At 34.6% G+C, this 17,615-nt stretch carries 19 protein-coding genes; 18 read left to right on the top strand and 1 reads right to left on the bottom strand.

The annotated features are described in order from the left end of the window. Positions 1-62: 62 nt before the first annotated feature. The 18 genes from hemW (at position 63) to recO (ending at position 16,081) form a co-directional block, all read left to right on the top strand. Positions 63-1,184, top strand: coding sequence for a radical SAM family heme chaperone HemW (hemW, locus tag HMPREF2937_RS05210; RefSeq protein WP_070864161.1), 1,122 nt, complete (start codon positions 63-65; stop codon positions 1,182-1,184). Positions 1,185-1,280: 96 nt separating this feature from the next. Further along, positions 1,281-2,240: a heat-inducible transcriptional repressor HrcA gene (gene hrcA / locus HMPREF2937_RS05205; protein ID WP_070864160.1), complete on the top strand. Its 960-nt coding sequence runs from the start codon at positions 1,281-1,283 to the stop codon at positions 2,238-2,240. A gap of 26 nt (positions 2,241-2,266) precedes the next feature. Further along, on the top strand, positions 2,267-2,857 hold the full coding sequence (grpE, locus tag HMPREF2937_RS05200) for a nucleotide exchange factor GrpE (protein ID WP_002481076.1): 591 nt from the start codon (positions 2,267-2,269) through the stop codon (positions 2,855-2,857). Positions 2,858-2,907: 50 nt separating this feature from the next. Continuing rightward, positions 2,908-4,743 carry a molecular chaperone DnaK gene (gene dnaK, locus HMPREF2937_RS05195; RefSeq protein WP_070864159.1) on the top strand — a complete coding sequence of 612 codons (1,836 nt, stop codon included), beginning with the start codon at positions 2,908-2,910 and terminating at the stop codon, positions 4,741-4,743. Positions 4,744-4,913: 170 nt separating this feature from the next. After that, positions 4,914-6,047: a molecular chaperone DnaJ gene (gene dnaJ / locus HMPREF2937_RS05190; RefSeq protein WP_002481074.1), complete on the top strand. Its 1,134-nt coding sequence runs from the start codon at positions 4,914-4,916 to the stop codon at positions 6,045-6,047. Between the two features lie 5 nt (positions 6,048-6,052). Further along, positions 6,053-6,991, top strand: coding sequence for a 50S ribosomal protein L11 methyltransferase (gene prmA / locus HMPREF2937_RS05185; RefSeq protein ID WP_070848383.1), 939 nt, complete (start codon positions 6,053-6,055; stop codon positions 6,989-6,991). Position 6,992: 1 nt separating this feature from the next. Further along, entirely contained in the window at positions 6,993-7,745 is a 753-nt protein-coding gene (locus tag HMPREF2937_RS05180; protein ID WP_070864158.1) for a 16S rRNA (uracil(1498)-N(3))-methyltransferase, read from the top strand. A 5-nt stretch (positions 7,746-7,750) separates the two neighbouring features. Next, complete coding sequence (gene mtaB / locus HMPREF2937_RS05175) at positions 7,751-9,097, top strand: tRNA (N(6)-L-threonylcarbamoyladenosine(37)-C(2))-methylthiotransferase MtaB (protein WP_070864157.1); 1,347 nt, start codon at positions 7,751-7,753, stop codon at positions 9,095-9,097. A 130-nt stretch (positions 9,098-9,227) separates the two neighbouring features. Then, entirely contained in the window at positions 9,228-9,404 is a 177-nt protein-coding gene (rpsU, locus tag HMPREF2937_RS05170; RefSeq protein ID WP_000048060.1) for a 30S ribosomal protein S21, read from the top strand. 213 nt (positions 9,405-9,617) lie between these two features. Then, the gene (locus HMPREF2937_RS05165; protein ID WP_002481069.1) at positions 9,618-10,334 is read left to right on the top strand and encodes an NfeD family protein; all 717 of its coding nucleotides are present in this window, start codon (positions 9,618-9,620) and stop codon (positions 10,332-10,334) included. Positions 10,335-10,352: 18 nt separating this feature from the next. After that, the gene (gene floA / locus HMPREF2937_RS05160; protein WP_002481068.1) at positions 10,353-11,339 is read left to right on the top strand and encodes a flotillin-like protein FloA; all 987 of its coding nucleotides are present in this window, start codon (positions 10,353-10,355) and stop codon (positions 11,337-11,339) included. 13 nt (positions 11,340-11,352) lie between these two features. Further along, complete coding sequence (locus HMPREF2937_RS05155; RefSeq protein ID WP_070864156.1) at positions 11,353-11,988, top strand: superantigen-like protein SSL4; 636 nt, start codon at positions 11,353-11,355, stop codon at positions 11,986-11,988. Between the two features lie 219 nt (positions 11,989-12,207). Then, positions 12,208-13,155 carry a PhoH family protein gene (locus HMPREF2937_RS05150; protein ID WP_070864155.1) on the top strand — a complete coding sequence of 316 codons (948 nt, stop codon included), beginning with the start codon at positions 12,208-12,210 and terminating at the stop codon, positions 13,153-13,155. A 5-nt stretch (positions 13,156-13,160) separates the two neighbouring features. Further along, on the top strand, positions 13,161-13,622 hold the full coding sequence (gene ybeY, locus HMPREF2937_RS05145; protein ID WP_057510460.1) for an rRNA maturation RNase YbeY: 462 nt from the start codon (positions 13,161-13,163) through the stop codon (positions 13,620-13,622). A 3-nt stretch (positions 13,623-13,625) separates the two neighbouring features. Beyond that, entirely contained in the window at positions 13,626-13,970 is a 345-nt protein-coding gene (locus tag HMPREF2937_RS05140; RefSeq protein WP_070864154.1) for a diacylglycerol kinase family protein, read from the top strand. Positions 13,971-13,985: 15 nt separating this feature from the next. Next, positions 13,986-14,393: a cytidine deaminase gene (gene cdd / locus HMPREF2937_RS05135; RefSeq protein WP_002481063.1), complete on the top strand. Its 408-nt coding sequence runs from the start codon at positions 13,986-13,988 to the stop codon at positions 14,391-14,393. Next, entirely contained in the window at positions 14,390-15,289 is a 900-nt protein-coding gene (era, locus tag HMPREF2937_RS05130) for a GTPase Era (protein WP_023015138.1), read from the top strand. The genes cdd and era overlap by 4 nt, the downstream gene beginning before the upstream one ends. 24 nt (positions 15,290-15,313) lie before the next feature. Beyond that, positions 15,314-16,081, top strand: coding sequence for a DNA repair protein RecO (gene recO / locus HMPREF2937_RS05125; protein WP_023015139.1), 768 nt, complete (start codon positions 15,314-15,316; stop codon positions 16,079-16,081). Between the two features lie 53 nt (positions 16,082-16,134). Here the strand turns inward: recO and HMPREF2937_RS05120 are convergent, their stop codons facing one another. Further along, the gene (locus HMPREF2937_RS05120) at positions 16,135-17,526 is read right to left on the bottom strand and encodes a glycine--tRNA ligase (RefSeq protein ID WP_002481060.1); all 1,392 of its coding nucleotides are present in this window, start codon (positions 17,524-17,526) and stop codon (positions 16,135-16,137) included. Positions 17,527-17,615 lie beyond the last annotated feature (89 nt).

The raw sequence follows: 17,615 nt of genomic DNA, 5'->3' as shown, positions 1-17,615 counted from the left end.
GGTTGGGACTCTAATGTCCCAGCTTTTTATTTTGAATTTTGTCCTAAAAGCGAGGCGAAAATATGAAAGTTAAAAGTGCATATATTCATATTCCATTTTGTGTCAGAATTTGTACTTACTGTGATTTCAATAAATACTTTATACAAAATCAACCAGTTGATGAGTATTTAGATTGCTTAATTGAAGAATTTAAAACAGCTGACAATCGCACATTAAAAACAATGTTTGTAGGAGGAGGCACACCTACAGCGTTAAATGAGTCACAATTAGAGCGTTTGTTAAAAGCTATCAATGAGCACTTTACTATTTCAAGAGAATATACTTTTGAAGCAAATCCAGATGAACTTACACCATCAAAGATTAAACTTTTAAAAGACTACGGCGTCAATCGCATTTCAATGGGTGTTCAAACGTTTGACCAAGATTTATTAAAAGTACTTGGGCGTACACATAATACGGCAGATATATACAATGCTGTCGAGCTCGCTAATCAATACCAGATTAACTCTATCAGTCTTGATTTGATGTATCATCTTCCTGGTCAAACACTTAAACAATTTGAAGACAGTTTAGATATTGCGTTATCAATGGATATTAATCATATCTCAAGTTACGGTCTAATTCTTGAACCTAAAACTCAATTTTATAATTTATATAGAAAAGGAAAGTTAAAACTTCCAAACGAAGATGTAGGGGAAGAAATGTATGAGCTATTACTTGATAAAATTAATCAATCTTCAATGCATCAATATGAAATTTCAAATTTTGGTCAACCTGGTCATGAATCTGAACACAACAAAGTGTATTGGATGAACGAAGGTTATTATGGCTTCGGAGCAGGTGCCAGTGGATACGTTCATGGAATAAGATACTCAAATGTCAATCCTGTTAATCACTATATTAAGAAGATTAGAAACGGCGAACGTCCGATTTTACATCAAACCACACCCACTCATCGCGAACAAATGGAAGAACAGATGTTTTTAGGTTTAAGAATGAATCAAGGGGTAAATAAGTCTGTGTTCAATCATAAATTCAATGAAAACATTGATCAAATCTATGCTGAGGCACTTACTGACCTAAGTAAAAAGGGCTTAATTATTAATGACAATAACGCTGTTAAATTGACTGATCGAGGTAAAGTTATTGGCAATGAAGTCTTTGAAGCATTCTTATTAGATTAATTTTAAGAGGTCAAGGCTTTAACATTGACTTACTTTGACCAATTTGATAAATTATAATTAGCACTTGGAAGAAGAGAGTGCTAATGAGGTGGAAACATGATTACAGATAGACAATTGAGCATTTTAAATGCCATTGTTGAAGATTATGTGGATTATGGTCTACCTGTCGGTTCTAAAACAATTATTGAGAGACATAATGTTGATGTGAGTCCAGCTACTATAAGAAATGAAATGAAACAATTAGAATCATTTGGTTTAGTAGAAAAATCTCATGCATCATCAGGAAGGTCACCTTCATTAAAGGGTTTTAGATACTATGTAGACCAACTGTTGGAAAATACTTCTCCTCTAAAAGAAACGAATAACCAACGTTTAAATAAACTGTTAATGGAATATAATTTTAATTTATCTGCTGCACTAAGTGTGTATGCGAATGAATTGTCATTATTTACACAGTATACTACGTTGGTAATGAAACCAAATCAATCAAAAGATTTGATCAGCGATGTTCATTTGTTTAACGCAACCGCTAATTTGGTTATTATGGTAATTGTGTTCGAAACAGGAAATGTTGAACATATTCAATTAGCAGTAGACGAAAAGATTTCTAAAGCGCGTTTAATTCAAATAGCGAATTACATCAAAGAACTTTATAACAATAAAAGTTTTGTTGATGAAGCAATGGAACATTCGAGCGACATCACAACAATTCATCAATTAACAGATTTACTTTATCAAAGAGTTAATGATAACAAGAAAGACATCTACCTTGGTGGTAAATCAAATTTAATTGATACATTGAATGAGCAGAATGTGAATTCAATACAACAAATTCTTCAATATTTAGAGTCCAATAAGATATTGAAACTGTTCGAAAAAGATAATCATTCTGGAATCGATGTTAAAATAGGAAAAGAAATTGATAATGACCTAGAGGACATCTCAATTGTGATGAGTGATTATCATATTGATGAACATCTTAAAGGACACATAGCTGTTATTGGACCGACCGCTATGCGTTATCAAAATGTAATTCAATTACTATATAAAATATAGTTTTGAAATGTATTGGAGGACAGAAAATGGCAGAAAAAGATCAATCAGTTAACAATGAAGAAGTTGCTGAGAACGAAGATGCAACTGTAAATTCAAATACTGAAGAAGATACTCAATCAACTGAGAATACCGAAAACGTTCAAAATGGTTCTGAAGAGAATCAAGAAGAGAATGAAATCCAACAACTAAAAGATGAGTTAAAAGAACAAGAAGAAAAATATTTACGTCTGTATGCAGAGTTTGAAAACTATAAGAGACGTATTCAAAAAGAAAATCAAACATTAAAAACATATCAAGCTCAAAGTGTTTTAACGGATATCTTGCCGACTATTGATAACATTGAACGTGCGTTACAAATAGAAGGTGAAGACGAATCATTTAAATCTCTGCAAAAAGGGGTACAAATGGTTTATGAAAGCTTATTACGCGCACTAGAAGAAAACGGCCTTGAGAAAATAGAAGCTTTAGGACAACAATTTGATCCAAACTTCCATCAAGCTGTTATGCAAGATAGTGATGATTCATATGAATCAGGCGAAGTTACACAAGAGCTTCAAACTGGTTATAAATTGAAGGATCGTGTATTACGCCCTTCAATGGTTAAAGTAAATCAATAAATATAACTGATGAAATATACAACAAATGTTATTAGGAGGAATTATTAGTTATGGGTAAAATTATCGGAATTGACTTAGGTACAACAAATTCATGCGTGTCTGTTTTAGAAGGCGACGAACCAAAAGTAATCCAAAATCCAGAAGGTGCACGTACAACACCATCTGTTGTAGCTTTCAAAAATGGTGAAACTCAAGTAGGTGAAGTTGCTAAACGACAAGCGATCACAAACCCTAATACTATTCAATCAATCAAACGTGAAATGGGTACAGACCACAAAGTAGACGTTGATGGAAAATCATACACTCCACAAGAGATTTCTGCAATGATTCTTCAAAACTTAAAAAGTACTGCAGAAAGCTATCTAGGAGATAAAGTAGATAAAGCAGTTATTACTGTTCCAGCTTACTTCAATGACGCTGAACGTCAAGCTACTAAAGATGCTGGTAAAATTGCTGGTTTAGAAGTTGAACGTATTATCAACGAACCAACTGCAGCAGCTTTAGCTTACGGTTTAGATAAAACTGATCAAGACGAAAAAGTGTTAGTATTCGACCTTGGTGGCGGTACTTTCGACGTTTCAATCCTTGAATTAGGCGATGGCGTGTTCGAAGTATTATCAACAGCAGGTGACAACAAACTTGGTGGTGACGACTTTGACCAAGTAATCATTGACTACCTAGTTTCAGAATTCAAAAAAGAAAATGGCATTGATTTATCACAAGATAAAATGGCATTACAACGTTTGAAAGATGCAGCTGAAAAAGCTAAAAAAGACTTATCTGGTGTATCACAAACTCAAATTTCATTACCATTCATCTCTGCAGGAGAAAGTGGTCCATTACACTTAGAATTAACTCTAACTCGTTCTAAATTCGAAGAACTTTCAGATGATTTAGTTCGTCGTACAATGGAACCTACTCGTCAAGCACTAAAAGATGCTGGCTTAACAAGCAAAGATATCGATGAAGTAATCCTTGTTGGTGGTTCTACTCGTATTCCAGCTGTTCAAGAAGCAGTTAAAAAAGAAATCGGCAAAGAACCAAACAAAAGTGTTAACCCTGATGAAGTTGTAGCTATGGGTGCAGCTATCCAAGGTGGCGTTATCTCTGGTGATGTTAAAGATGTTGTATTATTAGACGTTACACCATTATCATTAGGTATCGAAATTATGGGTGGTCGTATGAACACATTAATCGAACGTAACACTACTATCCCAACATCAAAATCACAAGTTTATTCAACAGCAGCAGATAACCAACCAGCAGTAGACATTCACGTATTACAAGGTGAACGTCCAATGGCTTCAGATAACAAAACATTAGGACGCTTCTCATTAACTGATATTCCACCAGCTCCACGTGGTGTACCACAAATCGAAGTAACATTTGATATCGATAAAAACGGTATTGTAAACGTTACTGCTAAAGACTTAGGTACAAACAAAGAGCAAAATATCACAATCGAATCAAGCTCTGCACTTTCAGATGATGAAATCGATCAAATGGTTAAAGATGCTGAACAAAACGCAGAAGCAGATAAAAAACGTCGTGAAGAAAGTGACTTACGTAACGAAGCTGACAGCTTAGTATTCCAAGTTGAAAAAACATTAAAAGACTTAGCTGACAATATCGGCGAAGACGATAAAAAACAAGCTGAAGACAAAAAAGAAGAATTGAAAAAAGCACTTGAAGGCGACGATTTAGAAGATATCAAAGCTAAAAAAGAAGAACTTGAAAAAGTCGTTCAAGATTTATCAATGAAAGTTTACCAACAAGCACAACAAGCTCAAGAACAACAACAAGGTGGAGATGCTTCTAACAACAGTGATGTTGAAGATGCTGATTTCACTGAAGTTAAAGACGACGACAGCAAAGATAATAAATAAGTGCATGCTTTCTCAAAAGAGCAGCTTTAACTAAATAAAGAAAAAAGCGGCTTCTTAAAAATTTAAGTCAAAGTCAATTGTACATTGGCTTTGACTTTTTATTATTTAACCAACTATACTTTAAAAGGTATAATGATTCTAAACTAGCAGAAAGATAAGGAGAGATTACAGTGGCAAAAAGAGACTATTATGAAGTCTTAGGTGTCAGTAAAGATGCGTCAAAGGACGAGATAAAAAAAGCCTACCGTAAATTATCCAAAAAATATCACCCAGATATTAATAAAGAAGAAGGCGCAGATGAAAAGTTCAAAGAAATTACTGAAGCTTATGAAGTGCTAAGTGATGAGAATAAACGCGCAAATTATGATCAATTTGGTCATAACGGACCACAAGGCGGCTTTGGCGGCCAAGGATTCGGCGGTCAAGACTTCAGTGGCTTCGGAGGTGGTTTCGAGGACATATTCAGTACGTTCTTCGGAGGCGGTGGTGCACAACGTGATCCAAATGCACCACGTAAAGGGGACGACTTACAATACACTATGACTATTTCATTCGAAGAAGCAGTCTTTGGTGCTGAAAAAGAAATTTCAATTCGTAAGGAAGTAAAATGTGAAACTTGTGACGGCTCAGGTGCAAAACCAGGTTCTAAAAAGAAAACGTGTCACTATTGTAATGGAGCAGGACACGTATCTGTAGAACAAAATACAATACTTGGTCGTGTAAGAACTGAAAAAGTTTGTCCAGTATGTAATGGTACAGGTGAAGAAATTGAAGAACCATGCCCAACTTGTCACGGTAAAGGCACACAAACTAAAAACGTTAAAATCAAAGTCAAAGTACCAAAAGGTGTAGACACTGATCAACAAATTCGTTTAGCCGGTGAAGGCGCTCCAGGACATAACGGTGGACCACAAGGTGACTTATATGTTGTATTCAGAGTTAAACCATCTGATAAATTCATCCGTGAAGGTGATGATATCTTCTATAACTTGAAAATCAGCTTCCCACAAGCAGCTCTAGGTGATGAAGTTAAAGTGCCTACATTAGATGGTGAAGTTATTTTAACAGTTCCAGAAGGTACTCAAGACGGAAAACAATTCCGTATGAAAGAAAAAGGTGTTAAAAACGTTCATGGCTATGGATATGGTGACTTGTTTGTGAACATTAATGTGGTGACTCCAACTAAATTAAGTGAAAAACAAAAATCATTAATGCGAGAATTTGCGGAACTTAGCGGTGAAGAAATTGAAGAACAACCTTCTAATTTCAAAGAACGCGCACGTAGATTCTTTAAAGGAGAATAACAATAATGAACTGGGTGGAACTTTCAATTGTAGTAAATCATGAAGCACAAGATGCAAGTACAAACATTTTAGAAGACTTGGGTTCAAACGGTGTAGTGATAGAAGACTCAGAAGATTTAAAAGGAAACTTAGAGGATAAATTTGGCGAAATATATGAATTGAATCCTAGTGATTATCCTGAACGTGGTGTAAGAATTAAAGCATATTTCAACGAATTAGAATACTCAGATGAACTAAAAGAAGATATTTTAAGTGCTATCAAGAAGATTGATACTTTAAACGAAAATATGTTTAGCTATTCTGAACAATCACTTCAAGAACAAGATTGGGAGAATGAGTGGAAAAATTATTTCCATCCATTCAGAGCTTCAGAACGCTTTACTATTGTGCCAAGTTGGGAAGAATATGATAAAGAAAATAATGAAGAATTATGTATTGAACTAGATCCAGGTATGGCTTTTGGTACAGGAGATCATCCTACAACTAGCATGTGTTTAAAAGCGATTGAAACATATGTAAAACCAGAACATACTGTGATTGACGTTGGTACTGGATCAGGTATCTTAAGTATTGCTTGCTCATTATTAGGTGTTAAGCGTATCAAAGCTTTAGATCTGGATGAACTAGCTATAAAAGTAGCAAAAGAAAATTTCATAAAAAATGCTTGTGCTGATTCAATTGAAACAACAACCGGTAATTTATTACAAGGCGAAACAGATAAATATGACATTGTAATCGCAAATATATTGGCGCATATTATTGAAGAAATGATAGATGACGCTTATAATACTCTAAATGAAGATGGTTTATTTATAACATCTGGTATCATTGAAGAGAAGAGCAATGAAATTATAGAACATATGAAGCGTACTGGTTTTAATATCATTTCAATTAATCACGACAACGGTTGGGTTTGTATCGTTGGAGAGAAAGAGAGCAAATAATATGCAAAGATATTTTATAAATCAAAACGCTGATGAAAGTCAGCGTTTTTTTATTACTGACAAAGACGATATACATCACATTTCAAATGTCATGCGTCGTCAAGTCGGGGCTAAAATTATCGTAACCTTCGAGGACTTAAAAGTTTATCTCTGTGAGATTACAGCTATAAATAATGAAGGCGTTGAATTTAAATTATTAGAAGAACAACCAAATGATACTGAATTACCTATTGAAGTAACAATTTGCAGTGGATTGATTAAAGCAGATAAATATGAGTGGTTGCTGCAAAAATCTACGGAATTAGGTGCTTCTCACTTTATTGCAGTACAAATGGATCGTTCTGTTGTAAAACTAAATCAAAGTAAAGCAGATAAAAAATTGACACGATGGAATAAAATTGTCAAAGAAGCAGCTGAACAAAGTTATCGTCTTGTAATCCCAACTATTGAATTTGTATCGAATTTAAAGAAAGTATATGTTAATATAGATAAATATGATTATGTACTAATCGCTTATGAAGATGCAGCAAAAGAGGGCGAGATGAGTGAGTTTAAACGCGCACTCGAAAAATTCAGCAAAGGAGATCGTGTATTAATTATTTTTGGACCAGAAGGCGGTTTAAGTCCTGATGAAATTGAAATGTTCAAAAATAATAGTTACATAGTCGGCCTAGGTCATCGAATCTTGAGAGCAGAGACGGCTCCGCTTTATGCGCTTAGTGCAATTAGTTATGAAAAAGAATTAATGGGGTGAAATAAATGTCAACAGTAGCTTTTCATACTTTAGGTTGTAAAGTAAACCATTATGAAACTGAAGCAATTTGGCAATTATTTAAAGATGCCGGCTATGATCGAGTTGAATTTGATACAAATGCCGATGTCTTTGTTATAAATACATGTACAGTTACAAATACAGGAGATAAGAAGAGTAGACAAGTCATCCGACGTGCTATCAGAAAAAATCCAGATGCAGTCGTTTGTGTTACAGGATGTTATGCACAAACATCGTCAGCAGAAATCATGGATATCCCTGGAGTAGACGTTGTAGTCGGTACACAGGATAGAACGAAGTTGTTAGGTTATATTGAAGAGTTCAAAGCTGAACGTCAACCAATTAACGGTGTAGGCAATATCATGAAAAATCGTACATATGAAGAATTAGATGTACCATATTTCACTGATAGAACACGTGCTTCTTTAAAAATCCAAGAAGGTTGCAACAACTTCTGTACTTTCTGTATTATTCCATGGGCACGTGGTTTAATGCGTTCAAGAGATCCTGAGAAAGTAGTAGAACAAGCAACAACATTAGTAAATTCTGGTTATAAAGAAATTGTGTTGACTGGTATTCATACAGGTGGTTACGGTCAAGACTTGAAAGATTATAACCTAGCACAATTATTACGTGATTTAGAATCAGTAGATGGATTAGAAAGAATTCGTATTTCATCAATCGAAGCTAGTCAATTAACTGATGAAGTCATTGATGTAATCAAAAATTCAAATAAAGTCGTACGTCACTTACACGTGCCATTACAATCTGGTTCAGATACAGTATTAAAACGCATGAGACGTAAATATTCAATGGCACACTTCTCAGAACGATTGATGAAGTTACATGATGCTTTACCAGGTTTAGCAGTCACTAGTGACGTGATTGTAGGATTCCCAGGTGAAACTGAGGAAGAATTCCAAGAAACATATGACTTTATTTTAGAACATCAATTCTCAGAATTACACGTTTTCCCATATTCAGCTCGAACAGGGACACCAGCTGCTAGAATGGATGATCAAATTGATGAAAGTGTAAAAAATGATCGTGTTCATAAACTAATTGAATTAAGTAACCAATTAGCGAAAGAATATGCTTCTCACTTTGATCAAAAAGTATTAGAAGTAATTCCAGAAGAGCACGGTGAAAAACCAGGTACATTAGTGGGTTATGCAGATAACTACATGAAAGTTGAATTTGAAGGCGATGATTCGCTTATCGGAGAACTTGTACGTGTGAAAATCACAGAAGCAGGTTATCCTTTAAATAATGGTTATGTTACTCGTGTGATTGATCATGCAACAAATAGCAGTGAATTTACAGCTATTGTGTAAGCTTCAAAAAATTAATTATTCTAATTGACCGCATCAATCACATATATTATAATTAGCATTGCATGGTTTATAAAAAACTATGCAAACGAATTTTAAAGTTCCGTTGTTATTTGGAGGGAGGGAAATACAGATGTCTAAAACAGTAGTCCGTAAAAACGAATCACTTGAAGATGCATTACGCCGTTTCAAACGCTCAGTTTCTAAAAGCGGTACAATTCAAGAAGTACGTAAACGTGAATTTTACGAAAAACCAAGTGTTAAACGTAAAAAGAAATCAGAAGCTGCACGTAAACGTAAATTCAAATAATTATTAAGTCTGTTGACTCCCTCAACAAACAATTAATTATTATATAATGCAGTTTAAACAGCCCTAAGTTTTACAATTATGTAAAACTTAGGGTTTTTTCTTATGTTTTGATGCTACATAATATAATTTTTCTATTGATGTTAAAATAAAACGATAATCCTATAATTACACTAAGTAATCATGTATAATGAACCTTGAGAGCGAGGTGAATCTATGTCATACCAAGCTGAAATCCTACATAATATTTCGGTATTTCAGGCAAGTTCAAATTCCACACTACATCAAATCAGCGATTTTATAACAAGTCCATTTATTTCATTAATTTTAACCTGTATTATCTTTTTAGGTTTTCTTTATCAACTCTATTCCAAGCGTATTAACTTTCCAGGCATTCTTGCTGCACTAGCCTTATTAATACTATTTTTAGGCTATTTGATACAAGGAGAAGTTTCCTTAATTTCTGTTGGATTATTTTCTATAGGTGTGATACTGCTAGTCATTGAATTGTTTGTTATTGGTGCAGTAATCGGCATTATAGGCATGATTCTCATCACAGTAAGTATGATTATGCTTGGTGAAAACATTCTTTGGATGTTAGTCAATGTTATAATCGCTTTAATACTGACTATTATAGAATGGGTGATATTAGTGAAAGGATATAACAAAAAGATTTCGTTATTTGAAAAAGTTATACTCAGAGATTCGACAACGTCTGAAGCTGGCTATACTTCACACGATGACCGCTCTAATCTAGTAGGACAAACTGCAATCACTTTAACAGAATTACGACCTGCAGGAATGATTTCATTAAATGATGAACGCATAGATGCAGTGTCAGATGGAACATTTATACAAAGAGATGTAGAAGTCAAAGTAACTGAAGTTGAAGGATCGAGAGTAGTTGTCAGAGAGATTCCAAAAAACACATAATACTAGGAGGCACTTACTATGTTAGTACCGTTAATAATCATTGTTATTATTGCAGTCATTGCTCTATTAATCTTATTTTCATTTGTACCAATCGGTTTATGGATTTCTGCAATAGCAGCCGGTGTCAAAGTAAACATTGGCACACTTATCGGAATGCGTTTAAGACGTGTTTCACCACGTAAAGTTATCGCGCCATTAATTAAGGCACATAAAGCTGGTTTAAACCTTACAACTAACCAACTAGAATCACACTACTTAGCAGGTGGTAATGTAGACCGCGTTGTAGATGCAAATATTGCTGCACAACGTGCTGACATCAACTTACCTTTTGAACGTGGCGCAGCGATTGACCTAGCAGGCCGTGACGTTTTAGAAGCTGTCCAAATGTCAGTAAACCCTAAAGTTATTGAAACGCCATTTATTACAGGTGTTGCTATGAACGGTATTGAAGTAAAAGCTAAAGCTAGAATCACAGTTCGTGCAAACATTTCTCGTTTAGTCGGCGGTGCTGGTGAAGAGACTATCATTGCACGTGTCGGTGAGGGGATTGTTTCAACAATCGGTTCAAGTGAACATCATACTGTTGTTTTAGAAAATCCAGACAATATTTCAAAAACTGTATTAAGTAAAGGTCTAGATTCAGGAACAGCCTTTGAAATTTTATCTATTGATATCGCAGATGTGGATATCGGTAAAAACATCGGTGCAGACTTACAAACTGAACAAGCATTAGCAGATAAAAATATTGCTCAAGCTAAAGCAGAAGAACGTCGTGCAATGGCAGTTGCATCTGAACAAGAAATGAAAGCACGTGTACAAGAAATGCGTGCGAAAGTTGTGGAAGCAGAATCTGAAGTTCCACTTGCAATGTCTGAAGCTCTAAGAAAAGGTAATATCGGAGTTAAAGATTACTATAATTTGAAAAACATAGAAGCTGATACAGGTATGCGTGAGTCTATCAATAAACGTACGCAACCAAATGATAACGAGTCACCAGACAAGTAAACGAGGTGATTAAATGAATATCGGTCTAATAATATTTGTCGTTAGTGTTGTTATCTCATTAATATCAGCAATTAACGATAAAAATTATAAAAAGAGACAACAAAATCAACCAAAATCATCACAACCTAGAAGACAACCTACGACTGAGCGTAAACAACAAAAAGGATTTCTTGAACAATTAGGTGAAAAGTTTGAGGAAATGCAAAAAGAATTAGAAGGTACGCCGCCATCTTCTCAACCTGATCACTCACCTAAACCAGAAGAAACTACACGTCCGAACCGTCGTAAATCTCAACCGAGACAAACGCGCGAGCAATCATCTCAACCAAGACTCGATTCAAATCAAAAAGAGCAAGTATTGACAAAACAACTGAATGATTCTTTAAATAATGAGTTACATGATTTACGCTCTCAAATGGATTTAGAGAAACAAAAGCAAATTGAGATATTAGAACGTCGTGCTCAAGCAATCATTAGTGATAAATATCTTTCAGAACGTGCTAAAAAAGAAAGACTCAAACAACTATTTGCTAATAAGTTTAATCAAACAAGCACACGAACTAATGAAGATTTACGCTTTGATGAAGATGAAATACTAAATGGTTTTGTTTGGTCAGAAGTACTTAAAAAGCCGAAACAGTTACAATAAATTTAATGGATTGGATGGACATAATTTTATGTCATCCAATCCATTTTTCTTTTATGCAAGCTAAACTTTATTGGATTAATAAACAGCGAGAACATGATATAATGATTGTATGAATATGTGGAAATTATTAACTAAGTCCGTAGTTTCCGTTAACCATTATATTCTGCATCTTATTAAAAAATATGCTGAAAAGCGATAATAATGAAAAGGAGTTAATGTATGCCAGGAATAATAGTTATTGACGATATCAATCAAGCCCAAGCACTAATAGGTAATAACGATGAACACTTACAAGCAATAGAAGAAGCTTTCAATGTTATTGTTCATGCTAGGGGGCAAGAAATAGCTGTAAAAGGGCAACAACAAGAAGAAATTGTAAAAGCAGAAGCTGTAATAAAAAACCTTTTAAAAGTAATTGATCAAGGCGTATCAATTAATCTTAAAGATGTAGAAGCAGCAATTAAAATGGCAGAGAAAGGATCTATCCAACACCTCGTTGATTTATACGATGAAGCAATTACTAAAGATGCTTATGGTAAAACAATTCGTGCAAAAACAATGGGTCAACGTTTATATCTGAATGCGATGAAGCATAATGATTTAGTCTTTGGTATTGGACCAGCTGGTACTGGTAAAACTTTCTTAGCTGTTGTTTATGCTGCTAAAGAATTGCGTCAAGGTAACGTAAAAAGAATAGTGCTGACTCGTCCCGCTGTAGAAGCAGGCGAATCATTAGGTTTCTTACCAGGCGACTTAAAAGAAAAGGTAGACCCTTATTTAAGACCTTTATACGATGGTCTTCATACGGTACTGGGACCTGAGCAAACAGCGCGTTTTATTGAAAGAGGTATCATTGAAGTTGCACCATTAGCCTATATGAGAGGACGTACACTTGACGATGCATTTGTTATTTTAGATGAAGCGCAAAATACGACGCATGCCCAAATGAAAATGTTCTTAACACGTTTAGGATTTGGATCAAAAATGATCGTAACGGGTGATATGACTCAAGTAGACTTGCCGAGAGGTATTAAAAGCGGATTAAAACAAGCTGTTAAACGCTTATCAGGCGTTAAAGGCATTAGTGTACAAACATTAGACCAAAGTGATGTTGTACGTCATCCATTAGTAAGTAAAATTATCAGCCGTTATGAAGGAGATGAATAAACGCCATGTTCACGATTGATTTTTCAAATCATACGGATGAAGTAAAAGAAGAATGGTATGACCAGATTGAAAAGTTATTAAACTTTGCGAAAGAACAAGAGAATATTGAAGAAGATGCAGAACTATCAGTGACATTTGTTGATAAAGAAGAAATTCAACAAATTAATAGAGACTATAGAGATAAAGATAAAGTTACTGATGTCATTTCATTTGCGTTAGAAGAAGATGAACCTGAAATTGAGGGTTTAGATATCCCTCGTGTACTAGGTGACATTATCATTTGCGCAGATGTTGCAAAAGAACAAGCTGCAGAGTATGGACATTCCTTTGAGAGAGAACTCGGCTTTTTAAGTTTGCATGGCTTCTTACATTTACTTGGCTATGATCATATGAACGAAGCCGACGAAAAAGAAATGTTTGGAAGACAAAAATCTATTTTAGATGCTTATGGCTTAACAAGAGAATAGTCTATGAATCGTTTTAAGTATCCCATTCAAGGGTTGTTGACCATACTACAAAAAGATCGTAACTTTTTATGGCATATCCCAATTGGCTTTTTAGTCATTGGCGCGTCTTTTTACTTCAATATTACCCGCATGGAATGGATTGCGGTTATTTTAACAATTTTTCTAGTGTTAGCATTTGAAGCAATTAACACCGCAATTGAATATGTAGTTGACCTTGTAACGGATGATTATAAACTTTTTGCTAAATATGCTAAAGATATCGCAGCACTAAGTGTGCTTTTAATATCTATCGCAGCAGTAATTATAGGTCTAATTATCTTTATCCCTTACATCGTTAACTTATTATAAAGGAGAGAGATAAAAATGGCTTATACTCAAGAACATTATGAAAAAGTAAGAGAAGCACAAAAACGTTCTTATTCACCTTACAGCAACTTTAAGGTGGGTGCTTATTTAAGAACTAAAGATGGCAAAGAATTTTTCGGCGCAAATGTGGAAAATGCTGCGTATGGCGAAGCAATTTGTGGAGAGCGTTCAAGTTTAGTTGCAGCAATTAGTCAAGGTTATAGACCAGGTGACTTTGAATCTTTAACAGTCACAGTAGATGCTGATAAGCCTTCATCACCATGTGGTTCATGTCGTCAAGTTATTAATGAACTGTGTGATGACGACATGCCGATTTATTTAACAAATCATAAAGGCGATATGATTGAAACGACTGTCGCCGAATTACTGCCGCTAGGTTTTTCAGGAAAGGATTTGAATATATGACAGAACATAAATCAGGCTTTGTTTCAATTATAGGCCGACCTAACGTAGGTAAATCTACGTTTATGAATAGAGTACTTGGGCATAAAATCGCAATTATGTCAGACAAAGCACAAACAACTAGAAATAAAATACAAGGTGTTATGACTGAAGATGATGCACAAATTATCTTTGTTGATACACCAGGTATTCACAAGCCCAAACATAAATTAGGCGACTATATGATGAAAGTTGCTAAAAATACTTTATCAGAAGTAGATGCAGTCATTTTCATGGTTAACGCTGATGAAAAGATTGGTCGCGGTGATGAATATATTATGGAAATGCTGAAAAATGTCAAAACTCCAGTATTCCTTGTTATCAATAAAATTGACTTAGTACACCCTGATGAAATCATGCCTATTATTGAATCATATCAAAAATATATGGACTTCTCTGAAACTGTTCCAATGTCAGCATTAGAAGGTTTAAATGTTGAACACTTTATCGAAGTACTTAAATCATATTTACCAGAAGGGCCTCAATATTATCCAGATGGTCAAATTTCTGACCACCCTGAACAATTTGTGGTAGGTGAATTAATAAGAGAAAAAATTCTTCACTTAACGAGCGAAGAAATTCCACATTCAATAGGTGTTAACGTTGATAGAATGGTTAAACAATCTGAAGATAAAGTTCGTATAGAAGCTACAATTTTTGTTGAAAGAGATTCACAAAAAGGAATTGTCATCGGCAAAGGCGGCAAAAAGTTAAAAGAAATTGGAAAACGTGCGAGATTGGATATCGAAAACCTATTAGGTTCAAAAGTGTATCTCGATTTATGGGTAAAAGTACAAAAAGATTGGCGTAATAAAATCAACTTTATTCGCCAAATGGGCTATATAGAGGATCAAGATTAAACTAGAAGGTCGGTGGTACCTTTTATGTTAGTAAAACAAAAAGGAATTATTATTAAAACAGTCGATTATGGCGAATCAGATAAAATTATTACCATCCTAAGCGAAAGTGGCGCGAAGATTCCTTTGATGGTCAAACGTGCTAAAAAAAGTAGAACAGGTATGCAGGCTAATACACAATTATTTGTATATGGCCTGTTTATCTATGCTAAATTACGTGGTTTAGGCATACTTAATTCAGTTGATGTTATCAGTCAAAATTATCAACTTCGTTTAGATATTTATGAGAGCAGTTATGCTGCACTTTGTGCTGAAATCATTGACAAATCTATGGACGAAGAACAAATTTCTAAATTTAATTATCAACTCTTACACTTTTGCTTGAACAGAGTTGAAAAAGGTTACAGTGCCCAACTGATGTCCGTTATTGTTTTATTAAAAAAAATGCCTGACTTTGGTTTTACTATCGCATTCAATCAAGATATTATCTCAGGCGATACAAACCAAGCAAATTTATGTGGCTACAGTTTTAAATATCATGGTGTGATTGCTCAGGAGAATTTGTATAGAGATGAACGAGCAGTTCCTATATCTAATAAAACACTTTATTTATTGGATGTACTTCAAAAACTGCCTATAGATAAAATGAATTCAGTTAATATTCATCAGGATATAGTAGATGAGATGTCTGATTTGCTTATCATGTTATACCGGGAATATGCGGGTGTGTTTTTCAGAAGTCAAAAATTAATAAATCAATTGCATCGTTTAGAGTCCAATAACCAGAAAAAATGATAGAAAAATAAGGGTATATCGCAATTTCGCGATATACCCTTATTTATTTAATATTAGAATTTAACTTTTTCAGCTAAGAAATCGTTTAATTCAGAGATTGGCATACGAACTTGTTCCATAGTATCACGTTCACGTACTGTGACTTGTTGATCTTCTAATGAATCGAAGTCAAATGTAATACAATATGGTGTACCAATTTCATCTTGACGACGGTAACGTTTACCAATTGATTGTGATTCGTCAAAATCAACTGTAAAGTTTTCGCTTAATTGTTCGTAAACTTTAATTGCTTCTTCAGATAATTTTTTGCTTAATGGTAAAATTGCTGCTTTATACGGTGCTAGAGCAGGGTGGAAGTGCAATACTGTACGTTCATCTTTACTGCCTTCAACACCTTCACGGTCATAAGCATCACATAAGAATGCTAATGTCACACGGTCAGCACCTAAAGAAGGTTCAACACAGTAGGGGATGAATTTTTCATTTGTTTCTGGATCATGGTATCTGAAATCTTCACCAGAATATTCACTATGTTTTTTCAAGTCGTAGTCTGTACGGCTTGCAATACCCCATAATTCGCCCCAACCAAATGGGAATTTATATTCAATGTCTGTAGTTGCATTAGAGTAGTGAGATAACTCATCTTGGTCATGATCTCTTAAACGAATATTTTCATTTTGAAGACCTAAGTCTAATAACCATTTTTCAGCAAATGTTTTCCAATAATTTTGCCATTCGATTTCTTCACCAGGACGGCAGAAGAATTCTAATTCCATTTGTTCGAATTCACGTGTTCTGAAAATGAAGTTACCTGGTGTAATTTCATTACGGAATGATTTACCGATTTGACCAATACCAAATGGTAATTTTTTACGCATTGAACGTTGGACGTTTTTGTAGTTGACAAAGATACCTTGTGCAGTTTCAGGACGTAAGAAAATTTCGTTAGTTGAATCTTCAGTTACACCTTGGAAAGTTTTGAACATCAAGTTGAATTGACGGATATCAGTCCAGTTAGCAGTACCGCTTACTGGGCATTTAATACCTTCTTCTTCAATAATACGTTTCATTTCATCAAAACTTAAACCATCTGCGATAAAGTTTTCGTCACCTTTTTCATTTTGCATATATTCTTCAATTAATTTATCTGCACGGTAACGAATTTTACTATCTTTGTTGTCGATCATAGGGTCATTAAAGTTACCTAAGTGACCTGATGCTTCCCATACTTTAGGGTTCATCAAAATTGCTGCGTCTAAGCCAACGTTATAAGGTGATTGTGAAATAAATTTTTTCCACCATGCACGTTTAATATTATTTTTTAATTCAACACCTAATGGACCATAATCCCAAGTGTTTGATAAACCACCGTAAATCTCACTGCCTGGAAATACAAAACCTCTGTGTTTTGCTAGCTGAACTACTGATTCCATATCTTTTGCCATAAATAACACTCCTCTTTAATAATAAAAAAACGCCCCAAGATAACGAAATAAACATTTCGAAATCTTGGGACGAGTTATCTCATTTCTCA

Origin of the sequence: Staphylococcus sp. HMSC061G12, from assembly GCF_001838465.1 — a bacterium.
Taxonomy (GTDB): Bacteria; Bacillota; Bacilli; order Staphylococcales; family Staphylococcaceae; genus Staphylococcus; species Staphylococcus simulans.
Note: the sequence above shows the minus strand (reverse complement) of the source record. Positions and strands in the feature narration are given on the sequence as shown.

Coding starts and splice junctions, on each gene's coding strand:
- HMPREF2937_RS05180 (WP_070864158.1), top strand. CDS start 6,993: ATGCAAAGATATTTTATAAATCAAAACGCTGATGAAAGTCAGCGTTTT.
- mtaB (WP_070864157.1), top strand. CDS start 7,751: ATGTCAACAGTAGCTTTTCATACTTTAGGTTGTAAAGTAAACCATTAT.
- dnaK (WP_070864159.1), top strand. CDS start 2,908: ATGGGTAAAATTATCGGAATTGACTTAGGTACAACAAATTCATGCGTG.
- rpsU (WP_000048060.1), top strand. CDS start 9,228: ATGTCTAAAACAGTAGTCCGTAAAAACGAATCACTTGAAGATGCATTA.
- HMPREF2937_RS05120 (WP_002481060.1), bottom strand. CDS start 17,526: ATGGCAAAAGATATGGAATCAGTAGTTCAGCTAGCAAAACACAGAGGT.
- cdd (WP_002481063.1), top strand. CDS start 13,986: ATGGCTTATACTCAAGAACATTATGAAAAAGTAAGAGAAGCACAAAAA.
- era (WP_023015138.1), top strand. CDS start 14,390: ATGACAGAACATAAATCAGGCTTTGTTTCAATTATAGGCCGACCTAAC.
- hemW (WP_070864161.1), top strand. CDS start 63: ATGAAAGTTAAAAGTGCATATATTCATATTCCATTTTGTGTCAGAATT.
- grpE (WP_002481076.1), top strand. CDS start 2,267: ATGGCAGAAAAAGATCAATCAGTTAACAATGAAGAAGTTGCTGAGAAC.
- ybeY (WP_057510460.1), top strand. CDS start 13,161: ATGTTCACGATTGATTTTTCAAATCATACGGATGAAGTAAAAGAAGAA.
- HMPREF2937_RS05155 (WP_070864156.1), top strand. CDS start 11,353: ATGAATATCGGTCTAATAATATTTGTCGTTAGTGTTGTTATCTCATTA.
- recO (WP_023015139.1), top strand. CDS start 15,314: ATGTTAGTAAAACAAAAAGGAATTATTATTAAAACAGTCGATTATGGC.
- HMPREF2937_RS05140 (WP_070864154.1), top strand. CDS start 13,626: ATGAATCGTTTTAAGTATCCCATTCAAGGGTTGTTGACCATACTACAA.
- prmA (WP_070848383.1), top strand. CDS start 6,053: ATGAACTGGGTGGAACTTTCAATTGTAGTAAATCATGAAGCACAAGAT.
- floA (WP_002481068.1), top strand. CDS start 10,353: ATGTTAGTACCGTTAATAATCATTGTTATTATTGCAGTCATTGCTCTA.
- hrcA (WP_070864160.1), top strand. CDS start 1,281: ATGATTACAGATAGACAATTGAGCATTTTAAATGCCATTGTTGAAGAT.
- HMPREF2937_RS05150 (WP_070864155.1), top strand. CDS start 12,208: ATGCCAGGAATAATAGTTATTGACGATATCAATCAAGCCCAAGCACTA.
- HMPREF2937_RS05165 (WP_002481069.1), top strand. CDS start 9,618: ATGTCATACCAAGCTGAAATCCTACATAATATTTCGGTATTTCAGGCA.